General features: G+C 57.0%; 25 protein-coding genes. 17 read left to right on the forward strand and 8 right to left on the reverse strand.

Going from position 1 to position 25,374, the window contains the following annotated elements; translation table 11 throughout:
• Positions 1-79: 79 nt before the first annotated feature.
• The 8 genes from HZS52_RS06215 to urtE all read left to right on the forward strand — a co-directional run bounded on the left by HZS52_RS06215 (position 80) and on the right by urtE (position 9,481).
• The gene (locus HZS52_RS06215; protein ID WP_022521341.1) at positions 80-1,078 is read left to right on the forward strand and encodes a Bug family tripartite tricarboxylate transporter substrate binding protein; all 999 of its coding nucleotides are present in this window, start codon (positions 80-82) and stop codon (positions 1,076-1,078) included.
• 107 nt (positions 1,079-1,185) lie between these two features.
• Positions 1,186-1,668 (forward strand): tripartite tricarboxylate transporter TctB family protein, encoded by a 483-nt coding sequence (locus HZS52_RS06220; RefSeq protein WP_022521342.1) that lies wholly within the window; start codon positions 1,186-1,188, stop codon positions 1,666-1,668.
• Positions 1,669-1,722: 54 nt separating this feature from the next.
• Complete coding sequence (locus tag HZS52_RS06225; protein ID WP_009286164.1) at positions 1,723-3,225, forward strand: tripartite tricarboxylate transporter permease; 1,503 nt, start codon at positions 1,723-1,725, stop codon at positions 3,223-3,225.
• Between the two features lie 462 nt (positions 3,226-3,687).
• Complete coding sequence (urtA, locus tag HZS52_RS06230; protein ID WP_009286163.1) at positions 3,688-5,049, forward strand: urea ABC transporter substrate-binding protein; 1,362 nt, start codon at positions 3,688-3,690, stop codon at positions 5,047-5,049.
• Positions 5,050-5,154: 105 nt separating this feature from the next.
• Positions 5,155-6,768, forward strand: coding sequence for an urea ABC transporter permease subunit UrtB (urtB, locus tag HZS52_RS06235; RefSeq protein WP_039857605.1), 1,614 nt, complete (start codon positions 5,155-5,157; stop codon positions 6,766-6,768).
• Positions 6,769-6,771: 3 nt separating this feature from the next.
• On the forward strand, positions 6,772-7,941 hold the full coding sequence (urtC, locus tag HZS52_RS06240) for an urea ABC transporter permease subunit UrtC (RefSeq protein WP_009286161.1): 1,170 nt from the start codon (positions 6,772-6,774) through the stop codon (positions 7,939-7,941).
• Complete coding sequence (urtD, locus tag HZS52_RS06245) at positions 7,938-8,774, forward strand: urea ABC transporter ATP-binding protein UrtD (protein WP_009286160.1); 837 nt, start codon at positions 7,938-7,940, stop codon at positions 8,772-8,774. Before urtC ends, urtD begins: the two co-directional genes overlap by 4 nt.
• Positions 8,774-9,481 carry an urea ABC transporter ATP-binding subunit UrtE gene (gene urtE, locus HZS52_RS06250; RefSeq protein WP_009286159.1) on the forward strand — a complete coding sequence of 236 codons (708 nt, stop codon included), beginning with the start codon at positions 8,774-8,776 and terminating at the stop codon, positions 9,479-9,481. The genes urtD and urtE overlap by 1 nt, the downstream gene beginning before the upstream one ends.
• Before the next feature lie 97 nt (positions 9,482-9,578).
• On the opposite strand, the gene HZS52_RS06255 is transcribed toward urtE, so the two are convergent.
• From HZS52_RS06255 to parS, 6 genes are all read right to left on the reverse strand, one after another.
• Positions 9,579-10,499 carry a metal ABC transporter permease gene (locus tag HZS52_RS06255; protein WP_009286158.1) on the reverse strand — a complete coding sequence of 307 codons (921 nt, stop codon included), beginning with the start codon at positions 10,497-10,499 and terminating at the stop codon, positions 9,579-9,581.
• Positions 10,496-11,602: a metal ABC transporter permease gene (locus HZS52_RS06260; protein WP_009286157.1), complete on the reverse strand. Its 1,107-nt coding sequence runs from the start codon at positions 11,600-11,602 to the stop codon at positions 10,496-10,498. The genes HZS52_RS06255 and HZS52_RS06260 overlap by 4 nt, the downstream gene beginning before the upstream one ends.
• Before the next feature lie 3 nt (positions 11,603-11,605).
• Positions 11,606-12,388 (reverse strand): metal ABC transporter ATP-binding protein, encoded by a 783-nt coding sequence (locus HZS52_RS06265; protein WP_089691170.1) that lies wholly within the window; start codon positions 12,386-12,388, stop codon positions 11,606-11,608.
• Between the two features lie 22 nt (positions 12,389-12,410).
• A complete protein-coding gene (locus HZS52_RS06270) occupies positions 12,411-13,379 on the reverse strand; it encodes a metal ABC transporter solute-binding protein, Zn/Mn family (protein WP_089691169.1) in 969 nt (322 codons plus the stop codon).
• 242 nt (positions 13,380-13,621) lie between these two features.
• Positions 13,622-14,086 (reverse strand): RES family NAD+ phosphorylase, encoded by a 465-nt coding sequence (locus HZS52_RS06275; RefSeq protein ID WP_089691167.1) that lies wholly within the window; start codon positions 14,084-14,086, stop codon positions 13,622-13,624.
• Positions 14,083-14,532 (reverse strand): type II RES/Xre toxin-antitoxin system antitoxin, encoded by a 450-nt coding sequence (gene parS, locus HZS52_RS06280; RefSeq protein ID WP_022521350.1) that lies wholly within the window; start codon positions 14,530-14,532, stop codon positions 14,083-14,085. The genes HZS52_RS06275 and parS overlap by 4 nt, the downstream gene beginning before the upstream one ends.
• 188 nt (positions 14,533-14,720) lie before the next feature.
• On the opposite strand from parS, the gene HZS52_RS06285 reads away from it, so the two are divergent.
• From HZS52_RS06285 to ureG, 8 genes are all read left to right on the forward strand, one after another.
• On the forward strand, positions 14,721-16,082 hold the full coding sequence (locus HZS52_RS06285) for a diguanylate cyclase (protein ID WP_022521351.1): 1,362 nt from the start codon (positions 14,721-14,723) through the stop codon (positions 16,080-16,082).
• A gap of 227 nt (positions 16,083-16,309) precedes the next feature.
• A complete protein-coding gene (locus tag HZS52_RS06290; protein ID WP_159177683.1) occupies positions 16,310-17,194 on the forward strand; it encodes an urease accessory protein UreD in 885 nt (294 codons plus the stop codon).
• 37 nt (positions 17,195-17,231) lie between these two features.
• Positions 17,232-17,534, forward strand: a complete 303-nt coding sequence (locus HZS52_RS06295) for an urease subunit gamma (RefSeq protein ID WP_022521353.1) — start codon at positions 17,232-17,234, stop codon at positions 17,532-17,534.
• Between the two features lie 153 nt (positions 17,535-17,687).
• Entirely contained in the window at positions 17,688-18,008 is a 321-nt protein-coding gene (locus HZS52_RS06300; protein ID WP_190374333.1) for an urease subunit beta, read from the forward strand.
• A complete protein-coding gene (gene ureC, locus HZS52_RS06305) occupies positions 18,005-19,720 on the forward strand; it encodes an urease subunit alpha (RefSeq protein WP_022521355.1) in 1,716 nt (571 codons plus the stop codon). Before HZS52_RS06300 ends, ureC begins: the two co-directional genes overlap by 4 nt.
• A gap of 199 nt (positions 19,721-19,919) precedes the next feature.
• Positions 19,920-20,447 (forward strand): urease accessory protein UreE, encoded by a 528-nt coding sequence (gene ureE / locus HZS52_RS06310; protein ID WP_022521356.1) that lies wholly within the window; start codon positions 19,920-19,922, stop codon positions 20,445-20,447.
• Entirely contained in the window at positions 20,437-21,192 is a 756-nt protein-coding gene (locus HZS52_RS06315) for an urease accessory protein UreF (RefSeq protein WP_190374871.1), read from the forward strand. The genes ureE and HZS52_RS06315 overlap by 11 nt, the downstream gene beginning before the upstream one ends.
• A gap of 29 nt (positions 21,193-21,221) precedes the next feature.
• Complete coding sequence (ureG, locus tag HZS52_RS06320; protein ID WP_009286151.1) at positions 21,222-21,860, forward strand: urease accessory protein UreG; 639 nt, start codon at positions 21,222-21,224, stop codon at positions 21,858-21,860.
• 2 nt (positions 21,861-21,862) lie between these two features.
• Here the strand turns inward: ureG and HZS52_RS06325 are convergent, their stop codons facing one another.
• Complete coding sequence (locus tag HZS52_RS06325; RefSeq protein ID WP_022521358.1) at positions 21,863-22,789, reverse strand: YihY/virulence factor BrkB family protein; 927 nt, start codon at positions 22,787-22,789, stop codon at positions 21,863-21,865.
• Between the two features lie 440 nt (positions 22,790-23,229).
• Between HZS52_RS06325 and HZS52_RS06330 the strand changes: the two genes are divergently transcribed.
• On the forward strand, positions 23,230-25,017 hold the full coding sequence (locus tag HZS52_RS06330; protein ID WP_190374334.1) for a methyl-accepting chemotaxis protein: 1,788 nt from the start codon (positions 23,230-23,232) through the stop codon (positions 25,015-25,017).
• Positions 25,018-25,118: 101 nt separating this feature from the next.
• On the opposite strand, the gene HZS52_RS06335 is transcribed toward HZS52_RS06330, so the two are convergent.
• Positions 25,119-25,364: a formate dehydrogenase subunit delta gene (locus HZS52_RS06335; RefSeq protein ID WP_022521360.1), complete on the reverse strand. Its 246-nt coding sequence runs from the start codon at positions 25,362-25,364 to the stop codon at positions 25,119-25,121.
• Positions 25,365-25,374 lie beyond the last annotated feature (10 nt).

Raw genomic sequence — 25,374 nt, forward strand, 5'->3', positions numbered from 1 at the left:
GCGGCGTGCAGTCTCACAATAAGAAGCTCTACACAGCAAACTCATCACACAACAAAACTGATACGTGGAGAACGCCATCATGACGTCGCTTACCCTCAAGCGTTTATCTGTATTTGCTCTTCCCATTGCTGCCTTTGCAGGCATGAGCACCGCCGCACAGGCGCAAGAGTGGACACCTGAACGCTCCATCGAATTCGTCGCACCGGCTAACCCAGGCGGCGGTTGGGATACTCTCGTTCGCACCATGTCGCGGGTGATTCAGCAAGAAGAGCTGGCCGATGAAAGCTTCGCTGCTATCAACGTACCTGGCGGCGGCGGTGCCGTAGCCTGGGCCCAAGTGGCCCGCGATAGCGGCAACCCGCACAAGCTGTTTGCCACCAGCCCGCCGATGATTCTGGTGCCGCTGGCAGGTGCTTCGCGCTACGACCACACCGACTTTACCCCGGTCGCGCGGATCAACACCGACTACTCAATCATCCTGGTCGCGGCAGACTCCGAGTATCAGAACCTCGAAGACCTGCTCAATGCGCTGAAAGAAGATCCCAGCTTGAGCGTTGGCGGTGGTAGTGCGCCTGGCTCCATGGATCATATTGCCATTGCAGGCTTAGCCTCTGCGGCCGGAATGGAAGCCTCGGCAGTCAACTACATCCCGTTTTCGGGTGGCGGCGACGCCATGACTAACCTAATGGGCGGCCATATTGAAGCCGTGGTCGGCGGCGCTGGTGAAGCGGTTGGCCAACTGGGTGAAGGCAGCCAACTGCGTGCGCTGGGCGTCTCTTCTGAAGAGCGTTTGGGCGGTGGCTTGAGCGAAGTGCCTACCTACCAGGAGCAGGGCTTCGACTACACCTTCGATATCTGGCGCGGCGTGATGGGCGCCCCTGATATGCCTGAAGAGGCAGTGGCCTACTACGAAGACCTGTTCGCCGAAATGCTTGAAACCGATGCATGGCGCGAAGCGAGCGACCAACTGGGCTGGATCGACGCCTACCAAAACAGCGAAGAGTTTGGCGCCTTCCTGGATCAGCAGCAAGAGCAGTTCAGCGACGTGCTGAGCGAGCTTGGCCTACTGCGCCAGTAATCCTACTCCTTGTATCGCCCAGTCGCCCAAGCGTGGCTGGGCGTCTCCCGCGGTTAACAATATGCGTTAACCGCGGGAGACGTGTTGGCTCCTTCGGAGAGATTCCTATGACTCGTTTAAATACCAATCAGTGGTTAGCACTGGTGTTTGCGGTATTGGCTGTTGGCTATATCGCGATGGCGTGGCAGATCCCTACCTTTCCTCTGCCGCGCCCGGTCGATTCTGACCTGTTTCCTAAAGTATTAGGCTTCTCGCTACTGATCCTGTCGGTGTTTCTATTTTTTGAGAAACCCACCCCGATAGCCGGTGCCGATGAAGTCGACGAAGAGGCGCAGCACGGGCCGCTGCTACTGACGCCCTGGGCGCGGGTCATCGTGACTTCGTTGGCGATTGCCGCCTACGCGCTATTGCTGGTGCCGCTGGGTTTTGTACTTGCTTCTACGCTGCTCTGCGTTGGATTGACGGCCTACTACGGCTATCGCCGCCATGGGGTCAACCTCGCTACGTCGCTGGGGGTAGTGCTAGCGCTCTACCTGACCATGACGAAGGTGATGGATGTTTACCTGCCCACTGGCTTGCTGCCTTTCTAAACAAAGCCTTGTTAGCAGGTCTTTCCGCTAGCAGTTCTTAAGAGAGTAATTCCCATGGATGCCTTCAATAATTTGATGTACGGCTTTGGCATCGCGCTTGAGCCAATCAATATTGCCTACGTATTTGCCGGTGTATTTGCTGGCACCATTATCGGCATGCTGCCGGGCCTTGGCCCTATCAGTGCACTTGCCCTGATGATTCCTATCACCTTTGCCATGGAACCCTCGTCGGGTTTGATCCTGATGGCAGGGGTTTACTACGGCGCCATCTTCGGTGGCTCTACTTCCTCGATTCTGCTCAACGCCCCCGGCGTTGCGGGTACCGTAGCAACCTCCTTTGACGGCTACCCGATGGCCAAAAAAGGTCTGGCGGGTAAAGCGCTGGCGATTGCCGCCTACTCGTCATTTGTGGGCGGTACGGTATCGGTTATTTTCTTGATGCTGGTGGCTCCGCTGCTTTCCAAAGTGGCCGTAAGCTTTGGCCCTTCCGAGTACTTTGCACTGATGGTGCTGGGCTTAACCGCCGTGGTCTCGCTGTCGGATAAATCGCTGATCAAGGGGCTGATTGCCGCCGTGGTGGGGGTAATTATCTCGATTGTGGGTATCGATATGCAGACCGGTACCGAGCGTTTTACCTTCGGCTCCGTTCAGCTTCTCGACGGTATCGACTTCCTGGTGGTGGCGCTGGGGATTTTTGCGCTTGCCGAGGTGTTCTACATGCTGCTGCGCGGCGGTGGTGGCAAAGAGGCGCCGCGTAATGCGATTGGCTCGCTGAAACTGACTCGTAGCGAAGTCAAAGAGATCGCTGGCCCCGTTGGCCGCAGCTCGGTGTTGGGCTTCTTCACCGGCGTTCTGCCGGGGGCTGGCGCGACCATTGGTTCGTTCCTGGGTTACAGCATGGAAAAACGCATTGCCAAAGATGGCGACACCTTTGGGCAGGGCAATATCAAAGGCGTGGCCGCGCCGGAAGCGGCCAACAACGCCGCCTGTACCGGCTCCTTTGTGCCGCTGTTGACGCTGGGTGTACCGGGTTCGGGTACCACCGCAGTACTGCTGGGTGCCCTGCTGGTCATGGGGGTCAATCCCGGCCCAATGATGCTGACAGAGCGTCCGGACGTGTTCTGGGGCGTGGTTGCCAGTATGTATATCGGTAATATCTTCCTGCTGGTGCTTAACCTGCCGTTGATACCGCTGATCGCCAAGATTCTTGATCTGCCCAAGCCGCTACTGCTGTCGCTGATTTTGATCTTCTGCATGATCGGCGTCTACGGCATGAGCTTCAGTGTGTTTGATCTGTTGCTGCTGCTCGGTTTTGGCCTGGTGGGCCTGGGTATGCGCCTGTTTGGTTTCCCCGCGGCGCCGCTGATTTTAGCGCTGATTCTGGGCAACATTATGGAAGAGTCCTTGCGTCGCGCGCTGCAGATCTCCGGTGGCGACTGGATGACCTTTATCGACAAGCCTATCTCGCTTGGCCTACTGGTCGTCGCCTTGCTGTCGCTTGGTCTGCCGTTACTGAAAAAACGCCGTAAGAAAATTCCACCCGACGTGGCTGTTTAACGCCACTACTTAAAGGGTGAATAGCAAGGAGCCTTGGTGATGCCAAGGCTCCTTTTTTTATCTGCGCTTTCTTATCTACTTTTTTAACTAATAATAAAGAGTGGTTTTGTAACAAATAAGTAACTAATGCGTTAATGCTTTGTGTTTAAAAAGTTCAAGTACTTAGTTGGTGCACTGTCTTTTATTGGTGCATTGAGAGGGTGCTTCAGCAGCGTTAATGCGCTTTATTTTGGTGCATGTAGTGAGTTTTGAGATTTTGTGATGATTATTAAGTGGCTGATTAAATAGCTATAAGGCAACTTTGTGCCAATCTGGCGCATCCCTTGCAAGAGTTATTGGCTAGTGAACGTAATGGCTAGTGGACGTATTGGGGGAGCTAACACAACAACCCCAAGTGCGAAGCCAATCATCAAGCCTCGGTCATAACAAACCCCAGCCATAAGGGGTGCAAGGAGATTAACAATGAACACTCTCAAACGCTCGACACACCCTCGCCCCTTCCTTTCAAGTGGCCGTTTCGCGACCGCTTTACTCACCGCTGCCATCATGGGGGCCAGCACCCAAGCCATCGCCCAAGACGATGACCCGATCAAAGTCGGTATCCTGCACTCGCTTTCCGGCACCATGGCGATTAGTGAGACCGTCCTCAAAGACACCGTCGAAATGCTTATCGAACAGCAGAACGAAGCCGGTGGTTTGCTCGGCCGTCAGTTAGAAGCCGTGGTGGTTGATCCCGCGTCTAACTGGCCGCTGTTTGCCGAACGCGCCCGGGAGCTACTAGACCAGGAAGAAGTGGACGTGATTTTCGGCAACTGGACGTCGGTTTCGCGTAAATCCGTACTGCCCGTCGTAGAGGAGCTCAACGGGCTGCTGTTCTACCCGGTGCAGTATGAAGGCGAAGAGTCTTCTGAAAACGTCTTCTACACCGGCGCAGCGCCTAACCAGCAGGCGATTCCTGCGGTTGAATACCTTATCAACGAAGTCGGTATCGAGCGCTTTGCGCTAGTGGGTACCGACTATGTCTACCCGCGCACTACCAACCGTATCCTCGAGGCCTTCCTCAAGGATGAACACGGCATCGCGGATGAGGACATCATGGTCAACTACACGCCGTTCGGTCACTCCGATTGGCAAAACATCGTGGCGGAAATACGTCGATTCGGTGAAGAGGGTAAACCGACCGCCGTAATCTCGACGGTTAACGGCGACGCTAACGTGCCGTTCTATACCGAGCTCTCCAACCAGGGTATCGACGCTGCGGATATTCCGGTCATCGCCTTCTCCGTGGGCGAGCAGGAGCTCACCGGTATTGATACCGGGCCGCTGGTAGGCCACTTGGCTGCCTGGAACTACTTCATGAGCGTCGATAACGACGACAACTACGACTTTATCGATGCCTGGATCGAATACACCGGCGACGATATGGCGGTGACCAACGACCCGATGGAAGCACACTACATTGGCTTCAATATGTGGGCCGAAGCGGTTCGCAAAGCGGGCACCACGGATGTCGATACGGTGAAAGACGCCATTATCGGTGTAACCGTACCTAACCTCTCCGGCGGTTATGCGGCGATGATGCCCAACCACCACATCACCAAGCCGGTGTTGATCGGTGAGATTCAGGACAACGGCCAGTTCGATATCGTTTGGCAGACACCGTCTACCGTGGCGGGCGACGCCTGGTCTGACTACCTGCCTGGCTCCCGTGACCTGATTGCCGATTGGCGCAAGCCGATGGAGTGCGGCAACTTCAACGTCGTGAACGGCTCGTGCGGTGGCAGCACCGCAGCAGAAGAAGCCGAAGCGGCGCTCGCTGAGTAAAAGCTCCTGTAGTGAGTAATACTGATCCCTCGTCCCTAGGCTGAAGCCCAAGTGGCGAGGGAGCACGCTAACTCCCCCTCTTTAGATAACCAAAGGAAGAACCCCATGAGGCGTTTCCTTTCCTTAGGGCTGCTGTGCCTACTGTTGTTAAGCATCACAGTGACCGCCCAAGCACAAACGAGCTCCACGAATACTGCCGACGATGACGCCGCGCTCGAGTTGTTAGAGGCGCTGGACGTTGAATCTTACGCTGACAAAGGCGACGCAATCACCGCCATTTTGCAAAGCGATGACGAACGCGCCCGAGACTGGCTGCAGGCCTTGCTGGATGGCCGCTTGCAGCGTACCGAAGATGGCCGCTTTGTGCTGGTGCTCGAGAACCGTGGCCGCGACTGGCCGGTGGCCGATGTACTGACCGGCGAAGCGCTGGGCGAGATGTCCCGCCGTGATCTGGAGCGTATCGGCATCAACAACAACCTACGTAATCAGCTGCGCAGCGCCATTGCGGTGGTTGACCTCTACTCGCCTAATGTGGAACGCCGCCGCACCTCGGCCGAGCGCCTGTTAGGTGAAGTAGATGGTGAGCTGGTGCCCACTCTCGACGACTTGATCGAACAGGAAGAGGACGAGCAGGTGCGTTACCGGCTGACCCAGGCCGTGGCGATCTACCGCGCCGAAGCGGGCGAAATGGCTGGGGTCGAAGCGCTGGACGGCAGCCTACACCCCCGTTCCCGCGTGGCATTGAGCCGGGCAGCCAATAGCGATGATCCCGTCGTCGCCAACGCCGCTGCCGCTTCCCTGGCGGGCATTGAGCAGCAGCTCAAAATCAATCGCGGTCTGGAAACGCTCTATTTCGGCTTGAGCCTCGGCTCAGTGCTGGTGCTAGCGGCCATTGGCCTGGCGATCACCTTCGGGGTCATGGGTGTGATCAACATGGCCCACGGCGAGCTGATGATGCTGGGCGCCTACACCACCTGGGCGATGCAGCAGTTGCTGCCCGGCCAGCCTGGGCTGGCGTTGATTCTATCGATTCCCGCGGGCTTTATGGTCGCCGCTTTGGCTGGTGTGGCGATCGAACGCGGTGTTATCCAGTTCCTCAAAGGCCGTCCGCTGGAGACGCTGCTAGCCACCTTCGGTATCAGCCTGATTCTGCAGCAGCTGGTGCGCACGGTGATTTCACCGCTTAACCGTACCGTCATCACTCCCGAGTGGATGAGCGGTTCGCTGGTGGTTAACGATGCGCTCTCATTAACCCTCAACCGCATGTACGTGCTCGGCTTTGCGCTGGTGGTGTTTGCCGGGCTGATGCTGATTATGCGTCGCACGCGGCTGGGGCTTGAGGTGCGCGCCGTGACCCAAAACCGCGCCATGGCACGCTCCATGGGCATTCGTGCTACTCGTGTGGATATCATGACTTTTGCGCTAGGTTCGGGTGTGGCCGGGCTTGCCGGGGTCGCGCTCTCCCAGCTCACCAACGTCGGCCCCAACCTGGGGCAGAACTACATCATCGACTCCTTCATGGTGGTGGTGTTCGGTGGCGTGGGTAACCTGTGGGGCACGCTGGTGGCCGGGCTATCGCTGGGGGTCATTAACCAGGTGCTGGAACCCTGGGCAGGCGCGGTGTTGGCCAAAATTATCGTGTTGGTCTTTATTATCCTATTCATTCAGAAACGCCCGCGTGGACTCTTCCCGCAGAAGGGCCGGGCTGCGGAGGGCTAAACGATGTCTTTAACGACCGAATCATCGACGAATTTTTGGCTAACACGCCCATTCAGCGAGCGCTCTACGCAGATTTTTCTCGGCGTGCTACTGGCCGCGCTGGCGCTGGTCACCATCCTGCACGTGGCAGTGCCGCCGGATAACCCACTGCATGTGGGTGCCTATACGGTCAACCTGTTCGGTAAGTACCTAAGCTACGCGTTGCTGGCCGTGGCGGTGGATCTGGTGTGGGGCTATCTGGGCATTTTGAGCCTCGGCCACGGCGCCTTTTTCGCCATTGGCGGTTACGCCATGGGCATGTACCTGATGCGCCAGATTGGCGATCGCGGTACCTACGGCCACCCGGTGCTGCCCGACTTTATGGTGTTCCTGAACTGGGACAGTCTGCCGTGGTTCTGGCACGGTTTCGATATGGCTTGGTTCGCCTTTGCCATGGTTCTGCTGGCGCCGGGGCTGCTGGCGTTAGTGTTCGGCTTCTTGGCGTTTCGCTCACGGGTCACCGGGGTATATCTGTCGATTATCACCCAGGCACTGACCTTTGCCTTGATGCTGGCTTTCTTCCGCAACGAGATGGGCTTCGGCGGTAATAACGGCCTGACTGACTTCCGCGAAATCGTCGGTTTTGACCTGCGCAGCGATGCCACGCGCCTAGGGTTGTTCCTGGTCACCGGCGTTGCGCTGGCGCTGGGGTATATCCTGTGCCGTGCGATTGTGACCAGCAAGCTGGGGCGGGTCAGCGTGGCCACTCGGGATGCCGAAGCGCGTACGCGCTTTCTCGGTTATCGGGTCGAGCGCTTTCAGCTGTTTGTGTTTGTGGTCTCGGCGATGCTCGCAGGCCTGGCGGGGGCGCTCTACGTGCCGCAAGTGGGGATTATCAACCCCAGCGAGTTCTCGCCGATTTTCTCCATCGAGATTGTGCTGTGGGTCGCACTGGGCGGTCGCGCCACACTCTATGGCGCAGTGATTGGTGCCATTTTGGTTAACTATGCCAAAACCATCTTTACCGGCGTCATGCCTGATGCCTGGCTGTTTGCATTAGGTGCGATGTTTGTACTGGTCACAGTGTTTCTGCCCAAGGGGGTAGCGGGGCTGTTTCGCTACCTCAAGCGTCGCAAGCGCGACGATTCGGCTAACCCTGATCATCAACAGACATCCAAGGAGGCCTCCGCATGAGTTTGCTGCAATCGCTGTCCCAGCGTGATCGGGTGTTCGATTTTATGGCGCCCCAAGCCTCGCCGGTGGACGTTCGCCACGGGCCGATCCTTTACATGGAAGATGTCACCGTGAGCTTCGATGGCTTTAAAGCCATCAATAACCTCAACCTAACCATCAACGACGGTGAGCTGCGCTGCATTATCGGCCCCAACGGGGCGGGTAAAACCACCATGATGGATATCATCACCGGCAAAACCCGCCCCACCAGCGGCAGCGTATGGTTTGGCAGCCGCCATAACCTGCTGCACATGAACGAGCCTGATATTGCCAGCCTGGGCATTGGCCGCAAGTTTCAAAAGCCCACGGTTTTCGAAGCGTTGTCGGTATTTGAAAACCTGGAGCTGGCCATGGCCGCCGACAAGCGGATTTTTCCTACCCTGACCGCCCGCATGACCGGCGAGATCAAAGACCGCATCGATGACGTACTGGAAACCATTGGCCTGACAGCACTGCGCCATCAACCTGCGGGCATTCTTTCCCACGGCCAGAAGCAGTGGCTGGAGATCGGCATGCTGCTGATGCAGCGCCCGCGTCTACTGCTGGTGGATGAACCGGTGGCGGGCATGACCGAGCAGGAGATGGAGCGCACTGCCGAGTTGCTCACCGGGCTGGCCGGTAAACAGTCCGTGGTGGTGGTGGAGCATGATATGGGCTTTGTGCGTTCGATTGCCCGCCAGGTGACGGTCTTGCATCAGGGCAGCGTGCTGGCGGAAGGCACCATGGATCAAGTCTCCAGCGACCCCAAAGTAATCGAGGTCTACCTGGGTGCCGATGACGAGGAGGCCGCCTGATGCTAGCGATCGAAAAGCTCAACCAGTTTTACGGCGAAAGCCACACCCTCTGGGATCTTGACCTTGAGGTGCCTGCTGGCCAGTGCACCTGCGTGATGGGACGCAATGGCGTGGGCAAAACCACGCTGCTAAAAGCCGTGATGGGCGAAGTGGCCATCAAAAGTGGCGAGCTGCGCTATACCGCCGAGGCAGGCGAGATCGAGCTGACTAAAAAAGCCGTTGAGGCGCGCTCGCGGTTGGGAATTGGCTACGTGCCTCAAGGGCGACAGATATTTCCGCTGCTGACCGTAGAGGAGAACCTGCGCACCGGCCTTGCCGCCCGCAGTGACGGGCTAAAAAAGATTCCCGAGCGGGTCTATGAGCTGTTCCCAGTGCTTAAAGAGATGAAACACCGCCGTGGCGGCGACCTTTCCGGTGGGCAACAGCAGCAGCTGGCGATTGGCCGCGCACTGGTCATCGAACCCAAACTGCTGATTTTGGACGAGCCAGGTGAGGGCATTCAGCCCAATATCGTCGCCCAAATTGGTCAGGTGATTCGTCAGTTGATCAACGAGGATGGCCTTACGGTACTACTGGTGGAGCAGAAGCTGCCCTTTGCCCGTAAATACGCCGACCGCTTTGTGATTATGGATCGCGGCCGACCGGTGGCCAAAGGGGAGATCAGCGAGCTCTCCAATGAGCTGATCAAGCAGCATCTGACGGTTTAAGTTATCCACACCCGGTTACCGCCTGCCCGGCCAAGCGGTTGTCGAAAGGCGGTCGCTTTTTTGCGCGCGGATGAGCGGTGTTTCCAAAAGCTGGGCTTCAAACGCTGGGCGGCGGCTCCACCGGCGCCTGGCGTGCCCGTTGGCGTTTGACCAGTTGGGTAATCACGCCGTAGCGTGGCCCTGCTAGAAAGGCGAGCATCAGGAATACGCCAGTCATGACGGCCATCATGCCGCCAATGGAGACGTTGAGATACACTGCGAGGTAGTAGCCAGAAATACTCGAGGCGATAGAAATTAGCGCACCGATGATAAACATCATCCACAGCCGGTCAGTCAGCAAATAGGCGGCGGAGGCGGGAACAATGGCAAAGGCGATAAACAACACCGCGCCTACCGCATCAAAGGCCGCCACAGCAGTGGAACTAGTTAGCATTAGCAGCACATAGAAAAGAATCGAGGGCATAAAGCCGAACGTTTTGGCCAGCGCCGGATCGAAGGTGGCCAGCTTCAGCTCCTTATAAAAGAGTCCGATAAACGCGTAGTTGAGCACCGTCATCACACTCATCGATACCAGCGCCTGAGGGATGGGCAGGCCGAAGATGTCGAGTGTATCCAGCCAGACAAAACCGATCTCCCCGAGCAGCACGGTATGCGTGTCGATATGCACATCATTGGCATAAATATTCAACAGCAGCACGCCGATAGAGAACAGAGCCGGGAAGACCAGGCCGATAGCGGTATCCTGCTTGACCCGTTTGGTGCTCGCTAAGGCTTCGGTGAGCAAGACGGTTAACAGCCCAGTGAGGGCGGCCCCGATCAGTTGTACCGGCCCGCTCTGTTGCTTGGTCAGCAGCCAGACGATGACGATGCCAAACACAATCGAATGGCTGATTGCGTCGGATAACATGCTGTTGCCGCGGAGCACTAAAAAGGTGCCCACCGCCGAGGAGGCGATGCCTACCATCGCGCCCACTAGCATAATGGGCAGGGCAGTTGTGGTCAGTAGCTCTGCCATCATGATGCTAATTCCTCAAAAGCCGCGATCACTCTTCTAGCCTCCGCCTGGCCCTGTGCCGTTAGCCCCCAGCCGCCGTCGCTTGGGGTGGCACCGCGTGGAGAGCGGGTTAGGTAGCCTTGCTGCTTAAGCTTGTTGAGCATCCTGCGTGAACCGAGTGTTGAGGGGGCGCATGAGGGATCGGCCGAGTGTTTATATAGCGCATAAAGTAGCTGCTGTTTCTGCAGCGCTGACTTCTGGCGATAGTGCTTTATCACACCCCACAGCAGGCCACGGCCGGGCGCCAATGCCAACGATATAAGCACGATGGCGGTTGCGGTAAGGACAATCAGCGGGCCGGTTGCCAGGCCACGCGATAGGGTGCTGATGGTTGCCCCTGAAACACCACTGACAATACCGACGCCTGCGGCGATGGTGAGCATGCCGCCTAGGTGGCGGCTCCACTGTCGGGCGGCGGCCGCGGGTGCCACGATCATGGCGGCCATCAAAATCACACCGACCATCTGCAGGCCGACGACGACTGCTAGCGCAACCATAGCGGTGAGCGATGCTTCAATCACGGTGATAGGCATGCCGAGCGTGCGGGCGTACTCCGCATCAAAGGTGACCAGCTTGGCCTGTTTCCAGAAGACGGCAAGCAGCAGCAGCGTAACCAGCGTAATGCTGCCCATCACCCATAAATCGGAGCGCAGCGTCGCGGCGGCCTGACCGAACAGAAAGGCCTCAAGACCGCCCTGGGAGGCGTTATTGGTACTCTGTATATAGGTGAGCAGAACGATACCCACGGCAAAAAAGATACTCAGGCAGGCGCCCAGGGCTGCGTCAGTTTTCAGGCGGCTTAAGCGCGTTAGCATCAGCATAATCAGCGCGGCGGCGGAGCCGGTGATCAGTGAACCAATAATAATCCCGCCAATATCCCGGCTGCCGGTGATGATAAAGCTTAAACAGATGCCGGGAAGGGCTGCGTGGGAAATTGCGTCTCCCAGCAGGCTTTGGCGACGCAGCACCGCAAAACAGCCCAGCGGGCCGCTGATCAGCCCCAGCAGCGAGGCGCCAATGACTACATTCTGAAAGGTGTAGTCAGATAAAAGCTCAAGCCACACCATGGGTTACTTCACCTTTGAGGCGGAAAACATTAACGATTCATTGTCGTTAAGTAGCGCGATTTGGCCGCCGTAAGCCTGGCGCAGGTGATCGATCTTGAACACCTCCTCGGCCTTGCCGCTGGCGATGACTCGCACGTTGAGTAGCAGTAGCCAGTCAAAGTAGGTGCGAACCGTTTGCAGATCGTGGTGTACCACAATTAGCGTTTTGCCCGCGTCGCGCAGGCGGCGCAGGATATCGATAATGGCCCGCTCGGTGGTGGCATCGACGCCCGCCATGGGTTCATCAAGAAAATACACATCGGCTTGCTGCACCAGCGCACGGGCCAAAAATACGCGCTGCTGCTGGCCACCTGAGAGCTGGCTAATCTGGCGCTCAGCCAAGGCACTCATACCGACCATCTCAAGTGCTTCCTGCGCCTCGTGGCGCTCTTTTCGCCCCGGTCTTTTGAGCCAACCTAAACGCCCGTAAAGCCCCATGGTGACCACATCCAGTGCAGTGGTGGGAAAATCCCAGTCAACGCTTGAGCGCTGGGGCACGTAGCCCACCCGTTTACGCTGCGTGGCGTAAGGCCGCCCATGCACCATCACCTCGCCTGACAGCGACGGCACCAGCCCCAGGAGGCTTTTGATCAACGTGCTCTTGCCCGCCCCGTTAGGGCCGACAATGCCCGCCATGACACCGGCGGGGATATCCAGATCGATATCCCAAAGCACGGGCTGGTTATGGTAGCTCACCGTCAGGTTTTTAATACTCAGTGCGGTGTCTGTAAGGTCGGATGTCGCCATGGATCACTGCCTTATCGAATGCTTATTGAGCGAGTTGCCACTCGCTGGCCCAGTCATCCAGTGCCTTTGGCAGCGGGGCCAAGGAACCGCCTAGCGCCTCGACAATGTGCTGGGTGTTACGGTAGATCATGCCCATGTAGGTACCATCTACCGTGCCTTCATCGCCCATGGCGTCGGAATAAAGCTGGCCGCCGATGGTCACATCATGGCCGCGCTGCCTTGCTGCATCGATCACTGCCTGAATGGTGCGTGGATTGATGGTGCTCTCGACAAATATGGCGGGCACGTTACGGGCAACAACGCTATCCGCCATGCTGCGAATATCGGCGATCCCGGTTTCGGTTTCGGTACTGATGCCCTGAATCCCTTCCACTTCAATGTCATAGGCACGACCAAAGTAGCTGAAAGCGTCGTGGGCGGTGACAAGAATACGCTGCTCTTCGGGGATGCTGGCAATGCTCTCTTTAATCCACTCATGCAAGGCTAGCAACTGAGCCTGATAACGCTCGGTATTGGTTTCAATCGTCGTGGCGCACTCAGGGCGTGCTTCGCTCAATGCATCGCTTAGGGTGGGCAGTGTTTGGGCCCATAAAGAGACATCCATCCACAGGTGAGGGTCGACTCCGTAGACATCCTGAGCGGTGATCAACGACGCCGGATCAATGGAAGCGGGCGCCACGGCAAGCGTGGGTGTTCGTGCCGAGAAATTCTCCAGCACACTCCCCAGCTGCCCTTCCAATGAGTAGCCTGAATAGAGAATGTGTTCGGCGCCCCGCAGCAAGGCCACGTCGCTAGCGCTTGCCTGATACAGGTGGGGGTCTACGCCGGGGCCCATCATGGCTTCCACATTAACGCATTCGCCGCCTACTTCCTGCGCTACATCTGCAATCATCCCAATCGTTGCCACCACGTTTAAGGGCGTTTCATCGGCAGTTGCCAACGCACTAAAAGGCAGCGTTCCCAATAGAATCACGGCATATTTTGTTGCCATTATTTAGCTCCAGACTCGTCATGAGGTAGATGGGCTGAAATTGCTTTGTGTAAACTGATTGTCCCGAGGAAAGAAGTATAGCCTTGGCTAAGTTTGTGGCGCTATTCATGAAATGTCAAGCGGATAAAAGACGCTGAGGTGAGCTGAAAGGGGTATCTGAGTATTGCGGGAATAAACGTAAGACGGGCTACTAACGCGCCTTTGAAATCTGCTAAGAACGGTTTAAGTTATCCACACCTGGTTCAAAGTCTTGGATCGGGTTGAAATGGCAGTGCCTCGGCTGTCGCGACGATTTGATCGAATAAGGGGTGTGCCGGGTTGAGCATGTAGTTGAGCTCTCTCGGCACGACCACGCTTGGCACTGCCAGTGCCAGACTTTGGCCTGAGGCCAGCCAGCCATCGCCAAGTTCAGCGGTCTCTGCGGGCGCTGGGGCTTCCTGCCAGTTTTCTGGTAGATCTTCTGCGCCAATGCTTAGAATACTGTCGGCTGGTAGCGTCAGGCGCAGCAGCGCATACGCATTGAGCAGCCGATAGCTTTCCAGATTCACCATAATTTCCAGTAGTGCCAGCGACTCGTAGCTTGCCACATACACACAGGCATTCCCTGGGCTGTTCCAGCGCCCACCGTAAAGCCGTGCGCCTTCGCCATCAAACGCTGTCTCCTGAAACTTACGCTTAACCAGCCGATAGGCGGTGACCTCGCTCATACCGAGACACCATGCTCCAGCCGCCCGATCAGATTCAACACCGTTTGATACTCTGCCGATGTGGCGCTCATTTCGACAGGGCGACGACCGCCTAGCCCGGCATTGGGTTTGAGTAGCCAGGCGCGGGCGCCCTCTGAGTCCCCCTCGAACAGATCCAGTGCCGCCTTGAAAAGCTCAGCAAAGCGATACAGCCGGTCACTCTCTGCCATTTTGAAACGGCCCGATTTGGCGCGACGGCTAAGCGTAGCAGAGGGAATATCCACGTAGCGCGCCAGTGCCTTCTGCTCAATACCTGATACCTTGGCAATCTGGGGATAAACACGATACTCCACCCCTTCATGCAACAGCTCATGCAACTTGCGGCCTCTGGCTGGCAAGCCAATTTGTTGCCAGAAACCGGACGCCAAAGCTTTGGGTGGCTGGTATTGAGTGAAGTGGATATCCATAATGTTATCCTCATTTGATACTTCAAAAGTCTATCATTTGATATACATGATGCTTTTACCGCCGTCAAGTGATGCACATGACAGAAGATATCTGGCGGGCTTATTCGCTAAAACCCTGCTCTGTGTTCGGTTGACGAAAATGCTTGGCGTGTAATATTGGCTGTTGATCAATAAGAAGCAGGTGGGGTATGCGCTATAAAGATAAACATCAGCTCGCCGCCGAGTGGCAAGCGCTTCTGGAGCGCACGCCCAAACCGTTGCGGCAAGCAGTCGAGACGTTGGTAGAGCACCACGGGCAAAGCTTTGCTGACCACTTTTACCGGGTGATGTTGGAAGACCCGCATGCCTCGCTGTTTCTCTCCAACGATCAAGTGGAGCAGCGTTTACACCCCTCAATGCAGCGCTGGCTGAAGGCCATGTTTGCCGTTGAGCACGCCGATTTTGAGTCCCTGGTTGAGCAGCAGGAAAAAGTGGGGCAGGTGCATGCCCGCATCGATATTCCGGTCAACCTGGTGCTAAGTGGAGCGCGGCAGCTTAAGCAGGTGTTTTATCAACAGATCAACGCCACGTTCAAAAGCCCGCTATCGCCGGGGGATGCCTCGGTGTACGTCTCCGACCATATTGATATGGCCATGGAAATCATGAGCCACGCCTACTCGGTGGCCAGTGACCGTAATGCGCGCACTGAAGAGGCGTACAAGCTGTTTTCACTCACCCAGAGCATTGGCGACGAGCGTGAACGCCAGCGTTCGGCGTTGTTGAATTGGGAGAATGCGCTGATGTTTGCCATAGCTGCCCAGCAGGATATCGCCACGCTGCCGCGGTTATCCAATTCCGATTTTGGTCTGTGGTACTTCCATAAAGCGTGCCATGCGTTCGAGGGCGTGCCGGAGATTGCCACTATTTCACGCCATATTCAGCAAGTGGATCGTGAGTGGCTGGAAGTGCTGATGCATGAAGATGCTAGCCAGCGACTTAAGGCGCTGGGCGAGATTCGTGATGCCGCCCGTACGGTGTTGATGCTGCTCGACAATGTATTAGAGCGCGCCTCCGGTTTGGATGCAGGGCGCGACAGCTTAACCCGGTTGCTCAACCGCAAGTTTTTGTCAGTGGTGCTTAGTCGCGAAATAGACATTGCCCGCCACTCGGAGCACTGCTTTGCGCTGTTGATGGTAGATATCGATCACTTCAAATCGATCAACGATACCCATGGGCACGACGCCGGCGACAACGTGCTGCAGCAGGTGGCGAGCATCCTTGATCGCTCCACCCGTGGGGGTGATTACGTGTTTCGCATGGGCGGCGAGGAGTTTTTGATTGTGCTGGTCAATACTGACCATGACGGCAGCCGGTTATTTGCTGAGCGTTTACGCCAATCGGTGGCTAAGGAGCCGATGCTCGCCGGTGCCGATACGCTGCTTAACGTGACGATTAGCGTGGGTGTAACGCTTCACGATGGTCACCCAGACTATCACCACTCCCTGCAGCGTGCTGATCAGGCCCTTTATGAAGCGAAGCGCGGCGGGCGTGACCGGGTCGTTGTGCAGTAATGGTGTGAAGAGTGAGTGTAGGCTGAGCACTAAGCAAGTAGTGAGTGCATTTATTTGGTGCATTTGAGGTCTGATGTGGTGCTGTTTTGGTGCGCCTAGATGCGTAGCACTGCCAGTCACCGCCGTTCATCCCTACCATTGACCGCACAGCAGGGCTTTTCACCATTTTGGCGCATTAATTGCTTACCTATGTCAAAGGCTTAGTGAAAAGGAAGCGGTAGCAACCCATGATCCTGTGCGAACTCGCCAAACCACACATTGCCTCTGGCCACCGCTTCGATGCAGGCCGCCATTGGGCGGCTTCGTTAGCGCTCACCTTCGCCCATCGCGACGGCGCCACGCGCATGGTGCAGGCGCGCCATCAGGGGCCACTGCGGGTGCAGCGCCCCTTCTACCCGGAAGGGAGTGGTGAGGCTTGCCATGTCTATGTGCTACACCCGCCGGGCGGTTTAGTCAGCGGCGATGCGCTTACCATTAGTGCCCATGTAGAGAGCGGTGCCCATGCGCTGCTGACGACCCCGGCTGCCAATAAACTCTATAAAGCCGACAGCCAGGGCGTAGCCTGGACGCAGCATACCCGGTTGAGCGTTGAAGATGACGCGACACTTGAATGGCTGCCCCAGGAGACCATTGCCTTTGATGGTTCCAAGGGCGAGCAGCGCACCCAAATTGATCTTCACGGCAGCGCCCGTTGCCTGGGCTGGGAAGTGATGGCGCTGGGCCGCCCGGCCAGCGACTTACCCTATGTTTCCGGACGCATTGAGCAGCACTTCCGCTTAACCCTAGATGGCAAACCGCTGTGGCTAGAGCGCCAACCGCTAGACCCACTACACCCTCGCTTTGCCGGGCGATGGGGTCAGGGCGGAGCCACGGTGCAGGCCACGCTCTGGGCAGTGGGGATTGCCGACGCGCCTGCTGCCATTGAAGCCTTGCGTGAAGCGCTGCCGGATAACCCGCGCTGGGCGGTCACCGTCCGCCACGGTGTTCTGCTGCTGCGCTATTTAGGCAACTCGCGTAACGAAGCCTGGGCGTTATGCGAACAGGCTTGGCAACTGCTGCGCCCCCGCTGGATCGAGCGTGAAGCACATACACCACGAATTTGGCTAACCTAATTAGCATCACTGCGATGCACTGCTGGAGACACATTCCATGGAATTAACCCCAAGAGACAAAGACAAGCTGCTGCTGTTCTCAGCCGCCCAATTGGCGGAGCGCCGCAAGGCGCGTGGTTTAAAACTCAATTACCCGGAAGCAGTAGCGCTGATCAGCTTCGAGATTATGGAAGGCGCCCGGGATGGCCGCAGTGTGGCGGACTTAATGAGCTATGGCCGCGAGATCCTTAGCCGTGAGGATGTGATGGATGGTGTCGCCGAGATGGTCGACGAAGTGCAGGTGGAAGCCACTTTCCCCGACGGCACCAAGCTGGTCACTGTCCATACGCCAATTGTGTGAGGGGTTAATTGTGAGGAGTGAGGGGTGGATTGTGAGGGGTGAGGAGTGAATAGTTAGGGGTGAGTAGTAGTGGGTTACGCACCCCTCATACCTCTCTCTTTACACCTCACACCTCTCGCCTAACACCTCACAAAAAAACAAAGGAGCAACCAAATGATTCCCGGTGAGTACAAGTTAAAAGAAGGTGATATCGAGCTGTGCGCGGGACGTGAGCGGATTAGCGTCGAGGTGGCCAATACCGGCGACCGCCCGATCCAGATCGGCTCCCATTACCACTTTGCCGAAGCCAACCCGGCGCTGGTGTTTAATCGCGATAAAACCCGAGGCTTTCGTCTGGACGTGGCCGCAGGCACGGCGATTCGCTTTGAGCCTGGCCAGACCCGCGAAGTCACGTTGATTCCCTTTGTGGGCAAGCGCGAAATTTACGGTTTTCGCGGCGATGTCATGGGCGCGCTCGACGGAGGTAAACAATGAAACCGGTTAACAAGATCAGTCGGCAAGCCTATGCCGATATGTATGGCCCCACGGTGGGTGACCGCGTGCGTCTGGGCGATACCGAGCTGTGGATTGAAGTCGAACAGGATGCTACCCACTACGGCGATGAAGTGAAATTCGGCGGCGGCAAAGTTATCCGCGACGGCATGGGCCAAAGCCAGCGCGCCGACGACACGGTGATGGATACCGTGATTACTAACGCGCTGATTCTGGATTGGTGGGGTATCGTCAAAGCCGACGTGGGCATTCAAAATGGCCGCATCGCCGCGATTGGAAAAGCGGGCAACCCTGACGTACAGCCTGATGTTGAAATCGTCATTGGCCCCGGCACCGAAATCATCTCCGGCGAAGGGAAGATCCTGACCGCGGGCGGCATTGATTCCCATATCCACTTTATCTGCCCTCAGCAGGTCGAAGAAGCGCTGATGAGCGGCGTGACCACCATGCTGGGCGGCGGCACCGGCCCGGCGACTGGCACCAACGCTACCACCTGTACTCCCGGCGCATGGCACATCGGCAAAATGCTCCAGGCGGTCGACGATATGCCCATGAATATCGGCTTTCTGGGCAAGGGCAACGCCAGCCTGCCCGAGTCCCTGGAGCTCCAGCTCCAAGCAGGCGCCATGGGGCTCAAATTGCACGAAGATTGGGGCACTACACCTGCCTCAATCAACAACTGCCTCAACGTGGCGGATGCCTACGATGTGCAAGTGGCGATCCACACCGACACCCTAAACGAATCGGGCTTTGTGGAAGACACCCTGGCCGCGTTCAAAGAGCGCTGCATTCACACCTACCACACCGAAGGCGCGGGCGGCGGCCACGCCCCGGATATCCTCACCGCCTGCTCGAAAGCCTATGTACTGCCGTCATCCACTAACCCAACGCGGCCCTACACCGTCAACACCATCGACGAACACCTCGATATGCTGATGGTGTGCCACCACCTGGATCCCAATATCCCCGAAGACGTGGCCTTCGCCGACTCACGCATTCGCCGGGAAACCATCGCCGCCGAGGATATCCTCCACGACTTGGGCGTGATCTCGATGATCGCCTCTGACTCCCAGGCCATGGGGCGGGTCGGTGAGGTGGTCTGCCGCACCTGGCAAACCGCCCACAAAATGAAGGTGCAGCGCGGCCTGCTGCCGGAAGATGAGGCCCTGGGGGCCGATAACCTGCGCGCCAAGCGCTATATCGCCAAGTACACCATTAACCCTGCGATCACCCACGGTATCGCCCATGAAGTCGGCTCCATCGAAGTCGGTAAGCTGGCGGATCTGGTGCTGTGGAAACCGGCCTTCTTTGGCGTGAAGCCGGCGATGATGATCAAAGGCGGCATGATTGCAGCGGCGCCCATGGGCGATCCTAATGCCTCGATTCCCACCCCGCAGCCGGTGCATTACCGCTATATGTTCGGCGCTTTTGGCCGTGCGGCCAGCCAAACCCGGCTCAGCTTTGTCAGCCAGGCCGCGCTGGATGCGGGCATCAAAGAGACACTGGGGCTAAATAGCGAACTCGCGGCGTGCAAAAACGTGCGCCAGGTGCGCAAGCAGGATATGAAGCTGAATGATGCCTGCCCAGAACTCACCGTCGACCCGCAAACCTACGAAGTGCGCTGCGATGGCGAAATTTTAACCTGCGAGCCCGCCACCGAACTGCCGCTGGCTCAGCGGTATCACTTGTTTTGATTGAGCGATTATCCGGGGCGCCGGGGGTAGGCCTACGAGAGGGCGCTGTGAATACGTCCGTGTACGCTACTTTTGCCATCTGCCCTCCATGGATGGAGGAAATGCCGGAAATGTATGGAACATTTTCCGGCCATGGCAAAAGACCCTCTCTACGACCTACCCCCGGCACAGCCGCACTGAGCGAGAAAGGACGCTAGTCATGCTAAAACTGATAGAACGTTTAGGGCCAGTGGAGGAGAGCGCCGCTAGCGATACGCTCACGCTGCCCTTTGAATTACGTATTCGCGGGCGCTTAAAAGCCCAAAGCGATAGCGGGCGCGAGTTGGGGTTGTTTCTTGATCGCGGCCCGGTGCTGCGCAGCGGCGAAGGTCTAAAAGCCGAAAGCGGCGAAGTGGTGCGTGTCTGCGCCGCGGTAGAACCGGTGGTTACCGCGCGAGTGAGTGCTGGCTTACCGCTGGCACGGCTGGCCTACCATCTTGGCAATCGCCACGTACAGCTGGCGCTGGGTGAAGATGAAGAGGGCGGCTGGGTGCGCTTTCCGCCGGATCACGTGTTGGAAGAGCTCGCCGAGCTGTTAGGTGCCGAACTAGAGCACCACAACGCAACGTTCGACCCGGAGCCGGGTGCTTATAACCAAGTAGGTGGCGGACATTCACATGGTCATTCGCACGGTCATTCACACGACCACGATCATGACCACTCGCATGAGCACCACCATGCCCACTGAACTCACTGCGCTAGAAAGCCAAAGTGATGAGCTAGCGCTGCTAGGGCTGATGCAGTTGGTGAGCCCAGCGTTACCCATCGGCGCCTTTGCCTTTTCCCAAGGTCTGGAAAGCGCCTTTGAGCTGGACTGGGTGCGCGATGAAGCCAGCCTCGCCGAGTGGCTAAACGGTGTGCTGGAAGATGGCTTAACCCGCTGCGAACTGCCAGTGCTGGCGCGGTTGCATGATGCGTTTGGTCAGGCGTTTGGCCAGGCGGACATGGCAGAAGGTCGTAAATCAATTGCCGCGTGGGATGAGTGGCTGGCTGCTACCCGGGAAACCGCCGAGCTCGCCGCCGAAGATAGCAGGCTGGGCGCCTCGCTAAAACGCCTACTGGGCAGCTTGAACTTGTTGCCTAGAGAGCAGCAGTTGCAAAGTGAGGGATTACTCCCACCCTTGCTTCCGCCCCAAGCAGGTTATGTAACGCTGTTTGCCTACACGGCCCACGTCCGTGGCGTGTCTGTTCGCCAAACGCTGCTGGGGTTTGCCTGGGCGTGGATGGAGAACCAGCTAGCGGTGGCCTGTAAAGCCTTGCCGCTTGGCCACACCGCTGCCCAGCGATTAATTGAACAACTGCGCCCCGCGCTAGTGAATGCCGTTAATCAGGCACTTACGCTGGATGATGAAGAGCTGGGCCCGGTGCTGCCCGGCCTAGCACTGGCTAGCGCCTTGCACGAAACCCAATATTCGCGCCTGTTTCGGAGTTAGATGACCTAGAAGTTAACGAGGAGAGAACAATGACTCACTGTTTACGCGTTGGTGTGGGTGGCCCGGTTGGTTCCGGCAAAACTGCACTGCTCAAGCAACTCTGTTTAGCGCTGCGTGATTACTACGATATCGCCGTAGTCACTAACGATATCTACACCCGCGAAGACGCCGACTTCCTGCTCAAGCACGATGCTCTTCCAGCGGACCGTATTCTAGGCGTGGAAACCGGCGGCTGCCCGCACACTGCCATTCGTGAAGACGCCTCGATGAACTTGGCGGCCATTGATGAGCTCCAGGCGCGTCACCCGAAGCTGGAACTGGTCATGGTCGAGTCGGGCGGCGACAACCTCTCGGCGACCTTCAGCCCCGAGCTTTCCGACCTAACGCTCTACGTCATCGACGTCTCGGCAGGCGACAAAATCCCCCGCAAGGGTGGGCCGGGCATTACCAAATCGGATCTACTGATTATCAATAAAATCGATATCGCCGAGCAGGTGCACGCCTCACTAGAGGTAATGGAGCGCGACTCCAAGAAAATGCGCGGCGAGCGGCCCTTCGTGTTCACCAATCTTTATGACGGAGTAGGGCTTGAGGAGATTATCCGCTTTATTCTCGATAAAGGGATGCTTGATGAGCGGCGTCCGCAGGCCGAAGTGACCGCTAGCTAACGTCAATCGACCCGCGTAATTGGTTGGCGATTAGGGTCGACGTGCCATGGCAGGCCAAGGCGGGTATTACGTTCCAGTTCGGCAATCACCTGGGCGCCCAGTAGTAAAATGATGGCGCCCACTTCCAGGCTAATCAGTACGACCACCAGCGCTGCCAGCGAACCGTAGACGGCGTTAACGAACGAGAGATTGGCGAAATAGTAAACCAGCAACAGGCGAACCCCCTCCCACAGCAGTGCTGCCACAAAGCCCCCTACGATTGCCCGACGTAAGGCGATGCGCACCACCGGCAGCACTTTGTAGATAGCGCTGAACAGCAGGAACACCCCAGTGAAACTGGCCAGGTTAAGCACCGGCTCGGAAAATCCCGCCAGCGGCAGTTCCCGTTCAAATAGCAGCATCACCAGCGTATTAAGCGAACTGGCCAGGGTGACTACCAGCGTGAGAACCATAAGCGCCGCCCCCAGTACCACCATAAAGGCGTAGGGCAACATTACCGAAACCCAAACGCTGCGTTTGATATGCGGGCTATCCGGCGCATGGAAAATGATCGCCAGGGCGTCTTCCAGCATACGAAAGGCGAATGAGCTGAACAGGAGCAGAATGGGAAAGCTCAGAATGCCAATCACATCTCGCGATTCCAGCAGGCTGCGAACGGCCTCCAGCAACACTTCCGCGTGGGCAGGCGCCATATGGCGTGCCTGTACGGCCAGCACATTGAGTAAGTGCTGCTGATCGACGACTTGGGTTAACAGCACAACGAGCACGGCGAAAAGCGGCACGATAGAGAGCAGGATGTTGTAGCCCACTCCGCCGGCCAGCAGGACACCGTGATTTTTCAGGAAATTGCGTAATACGCGCCAAGCAAAGTGAACCAACCTAGGGAGCAGGAGCAAGACAGCGCTAACAAATGGGTGGTTTCGAACCATGCTTGCTATTCTCCTTGGACATTAGGCCCTATCGCCATGATACGCTGATGGCAATGGCAAATAACAAGGGCAAATATCAAGGAAGTCCCGAATTGCCTGATCTGGCTTCAGGAGAGAGTAGTAAGAGGTAGAAGCTAACTCGCCGCCCTACAAACAAAAAGGTCGCCCTGACCAGGCGGTAGAGAGACCAGGGCAACCGAAGATTGTGGTTAAGCGACTTGCTTAAAACGGGCCATCCCTGGCCACCACATCCTCACAGTGAACCTTTACTTTATGAATAACCTTAACTTAGGTTATGAACCTAATTATTAGTTGCTAATTATTTGAATCTTAAGTAAAAAAATAAAAAAACTGGTAAAGTTCGTGCACTTTAGGTCGATAAGGCTCCTATAACTACTAAAAACTCTTCACTCAAGACTGACTCTGGAACTTGCTCACATATGTCCACTCCTTCTGCTACCAAACGAGCCCTTGGTTTACAAACCAAGGTGCTGATGCTTGTACTGCTCCCTCTTCTGTTAGTGACGGTTGTGCTGGTCGGGTTTAAAGCCTACATCAGCGCCCAAGACACCCGCGAGACGTTGGCAAACCAGCGTGAAATGTTGATTGAAGAGCGCCGCAACGCGGTGCGCGATATCGTCCAAATGGCTACCACCGCCATCGCGCCCATATATGAAGAAGCCGGTGCTAACGATGAGGCCGCCAAGCAGCGGGTCGCTGAATTGGTGCGCGCCATGCGCTTTGAAGATAACAATTACATTTTTATCTACGACTATGACGGTAACAATATCGTCACGGCGCCTGCACCGGAGCGTGAAGGCACCAACATGATCGATGCGCAAACCCCCGATGGCACTTACCTGATTCGCGAGATCATTAAAGTTGCCCAGAGAGGTGGGGGCTTCTACCGCTATATGTGGGATTACCCAGGTACCGACAGAATTGAACCCAAGCACTCCTTCGTTGACCGCCTTGAAAAGTGGGACTGGCTCATTGGTGCAGGCGTTTACGTCACCGATGCTGACGATGCTATTGCCGAACTTGAAGCCGCGGCTGCCGCCGACTTGCGCCAGGACATTATATTTGCCTCCCTGTTGGGGCTAGGTCTCTTTGTTGTGATTGCACTGATAGCGTATGGCTTGGCGCGTCGCACGTTGGGGCCGATCAAGCGTACTACCGCTGCTATGCATGATATTGCCCAGGGGCGCGGTGATTTAACCCGTCGCTTGGCAGTCGAAAGCAGCGATGAGGTTGGCGAGCTTAGCGTTCAGTTCAACGCCTTTGTGGCGCGTATGCAGGACACTCTACGTGATGTACGCAGCAGTACGCTCAGCGTGCACCAGGCCGCGGGGGAGATCTCACAAAGTTCTGATGAGCTTGCCACCCGTACCGAGCAGGCGGCCGCGAATCTGCAGCAAACCTCAGCTTCCATGGAAGAGATCACCTCGACCGTTAATCACAGCGCCGACAATGCTCAGCAGGCCAATACGCTGGTGCAGTCTACTGCCGATGTAGCCCGCGAAGGCGAGACCTCTATGGGGCAGGTGGAAAGCACTATGAGCGATATTAACGACTCCGCGTCGCGCATCAGTGAGATCATCAGCATGATCGATTCGATTGCCTTCCAAACCAATATTTTGGCACTTAATGCCTCGGTGGAAGCCGCAAGGGCAGGTGAGCATGGCCGCGGCTTTGCCGTGGTGGCACAAGAAGTTAGGGTTCTGGCCAGTCGTTCCAGCGATGCTTCCAAAGAGATTCGTGCGCTTATCGATGCATCGGTTCAGCACACTAACTCCGGTGCAAAGCTGGTGCGCAGTGCCGGTGATACCATGCGTGAGATTGTCTCCAGCGTAGCGAAAGTCACCGATGTGATCGGTGAGATCACCGCTGGCGCTAAAGAGCAGAGCAGCGGTATTGGCCAGATCAACACTGCCGTGGCTGAAATGGACACCATGACCCAGCAGAACGCCGCCATGGTGCAGGAGTCCACCACCGCCGCCGCCAATATGCGCCGCCATGCGGAGCACCTGAGCCAGTTAATCAACTCCTTCGTACTTGGTGACGATGAGCCCACGCCGCGGCACGAAGCGCTAGCGTCTCCGGCCCCTCAGCAACGTGGCAGTGCTAGCGCCATGAAGCGCCCTGCGCTTTCATCGCACTCCTCATCACAGCCATCGTCAAAGCCCTCACCGGCAAAGCATGCTGCAGATGAGTGGGAAGAGTTCTAACGTTCGCTACCAGTGCTTGTGGTATCAGCGCTTTTAAACGATGAGTATAAAAAACGGGGCTTGCCAGATGGCAAGCCCCGTTGCGTTAACACCTGTGATGTTTATCCGCTATGGCGCCTGGCCAATCTTTCCGCCAGCAAGTTGACGGCTCGCTTTGCCAGTGGTGAAAGCGCGGCATCCTCGCGTTCCAGCGTGGCTATTAGGCGCTGCTTCATTGATCGTGCCCAAAAGGTTTCCAGGTGGCGACAGGTGGCCGCGGCTGCCATTTCTTCATCACGACCGCCCCCCAGGTTAGCTGCGATCTGGTTGGTCATGTGAATCAGGTGAGTATCTTGGTTCGACGACATTGCGTGCCTC

The organism is Vreelandella titanicae (assembly GCF_014697095.1).
Taxonomy (GTDB): Bacteria; Pseudomonadota; Gammaproteobacteria; order Pseudomonadales; family Halomonadaceae; genus Vreelandella; species Vreelandella titanicae.

What these genes read in the sequence shown, in the direction of transcription:
- HZS52_RS06275 (WP_089691167.1), bottom strand. Translation starts at nt 14,086, where the DNA reads ATGAGCGAGGTCACCGCCTATCGGCTGGTTAAGCGTAAGTTTCAGGAG.
- HZS52_RS06225 (WP_009286164.1), top strand. Translation starts at nt 1,723, where the DNA reads ATGGATGCCTTCAATAATTTGATGTACGGCTTTGGCATCGCGCTTGAG.
- urtC (WP_009286161.1), top strand. Translation starts at nt 6,772, where the DNA reads ATGTCTTTAACGACCGAATCATCGACGAATTTTTGGCTAACACGCCCA.
- urtE (WP_009286159.1), top strand. Translation starts at nt 8,774, where the DNA reads ATGCTAGCGATCGAAAAGCTCAACCAGTTTTACGGCGAAAGCCACACC.
- urtD (WP_009286160.1), top strand. Translation starts at nt 7,938, where the DNA reads ATGAGTTTGCTGCAATCGCTGTCCCAGCGTGATCGGGTGTTCGATTTT.
- HZS52_RS06215 (WP_022521341.1), top strand. Translation starts at nt 80, where the DNA reads ATGACGTCGCTTACCCTCAAGCGTTTATCTGTATTTGCTCTTCCCATT.
- HZS52_RS06255 (WP_009286158.1), bottom strand. Translation starts at nt 10,499, where the DNA reads ATGATGGCAGAGCTACTGACCACAACTGCCCTGCCCATTATGCTAGTG.
- urtA (WP_009286163.1), top strand. Translation starts at nt 3,688, where the DNA reads ATGAACACTCTCAAACGCTCGACACACCCTCGCCCCTTCCTTTCAAGT.
- HZS52_RS06315 (WP_190374871.1), top strand. Translation starts at nt 20,437, where the DNA reads ATGCCCACTGAACTCACTGCGCTAGAAAGCCAAAGTGATGAGCTAGCG.
- HZS52_RS06220 (WP_022521342.1), top strand. Translation starts at nt 1,186, where the DNA reads ATGACTCGTTTAAATACCAATCAGTGGTTAGCACTGGTGTTTGCGGTA.
- ureE (WP_022521356.1), top strand. Translation starts at nt 19,920, where the DNA reads ATGCTAAAACTGATAGAACGTTTAGGGCCAGTGGAGGAGAGCGCCGCT.
- HZS52_RS06270 (WP_089691169.1), bottom strand. Translation starts at nt 13,379, where the DNA reads ATGGCAACAAAATATGCCGTGATTCTATTGGGAACGCTGCCTTTTAGT.
- ureC (WP_022521355.1), top strand. Translation starts at nt 18,005, where the DNA reads ATGAAACCGGTTAACAAGATCAGTCGGCAAGCCTATGCCGATATGTAT.
- HZS52_RS06325 (WP_022521358.1), bottom strand. Translation starts at nt 22,789, where the DNA reads ATGGTTCGAAACCACCCATTTGTTAGCGCTGTCTTGCTCCTGCTCCCT.
- HZS52_RS06335 (WP_022521360.1), bottom strand. Translation starts at nt 25,364, where the DNA reads ATGTCGTCGAACCAAGATACTCACCTGATTCACATGACCAACCAGATC.
- HZS52_RS06300 (WP_190374333.1), top strand. Translation starts at nt 17,688, where the DNA reads ATGATTCCCGGTGAGTACAAGTTAAAAGAAGGTGATATCGAGCTGTGC.
- HZS52_RS06285 (WP_022521351.1), top strand. Translation starts at nt 14,721, where the DNA reads ATGCGCTATAAAGATAAACATCAGCTCGCCGCCGAGTGGCAAGCGCTT.
- parS (WP_022521350.1), bottom strand. Translation starts at nt 14,532, where the DNA reads ATGGATATCCACTTCACTCAATACCAGCCACCCAAAGCTTTGGCGTCC.
- HZS52_RS06290 (WP_159177683.1), top strand. Translation starts at nt 16,310, where the DNA reads ATGATCCTGTGCGAACTCGCCAAACCACACATTGCCTCTGGCCACCGC.
- urtB (WP_039857605.1), top strand. Translation starts at nt 5,155, where the DNA reads ATGAGGCGTTTCCTTTCCTTAGGGCTGCTGTGCCTACTGTTGTTAAGC.
- HZS52_RS06330 (WP_190374334.1), top strand. Translation starts at nt 23,230, where the DNA reads ATGTCCACTCCTTCTGCTACCAAACGAGCCCTTGGTTTACAAACCAAG.
- ureG (WP_009286151.1), top strand. Translation starts at nt 21,222, where the DNA reads ATGACTCACTGTTTACGCGTTGGTGTGGGTGGCCCGGTTGGTTCCGGC.
- HZS52_RS06260 (WP_009286157.1), bottom strand. Translation starts at nt 11,602, where the DNA reads ATGGTGTGGCTTGAGCTTTTATCTGACTACACCTTTCAGAATGTAGTC.
- HZS52_RS06295 (WP_022521353.1), top strand. Translation starts at nt 17,232, where the DNA reads ATGGAATTAACCCCAAGAGACAAAGACAAGCTGCTGCTGTTCTCAGCC.
- HZS52_RS06265 (WP_089691170.1), bottom strand. Translation starts at nt 12,388, where the DNA reads ATGGCGACATCCGACCTTACAGACACCGCACTGAGTATTAAAAACCTG.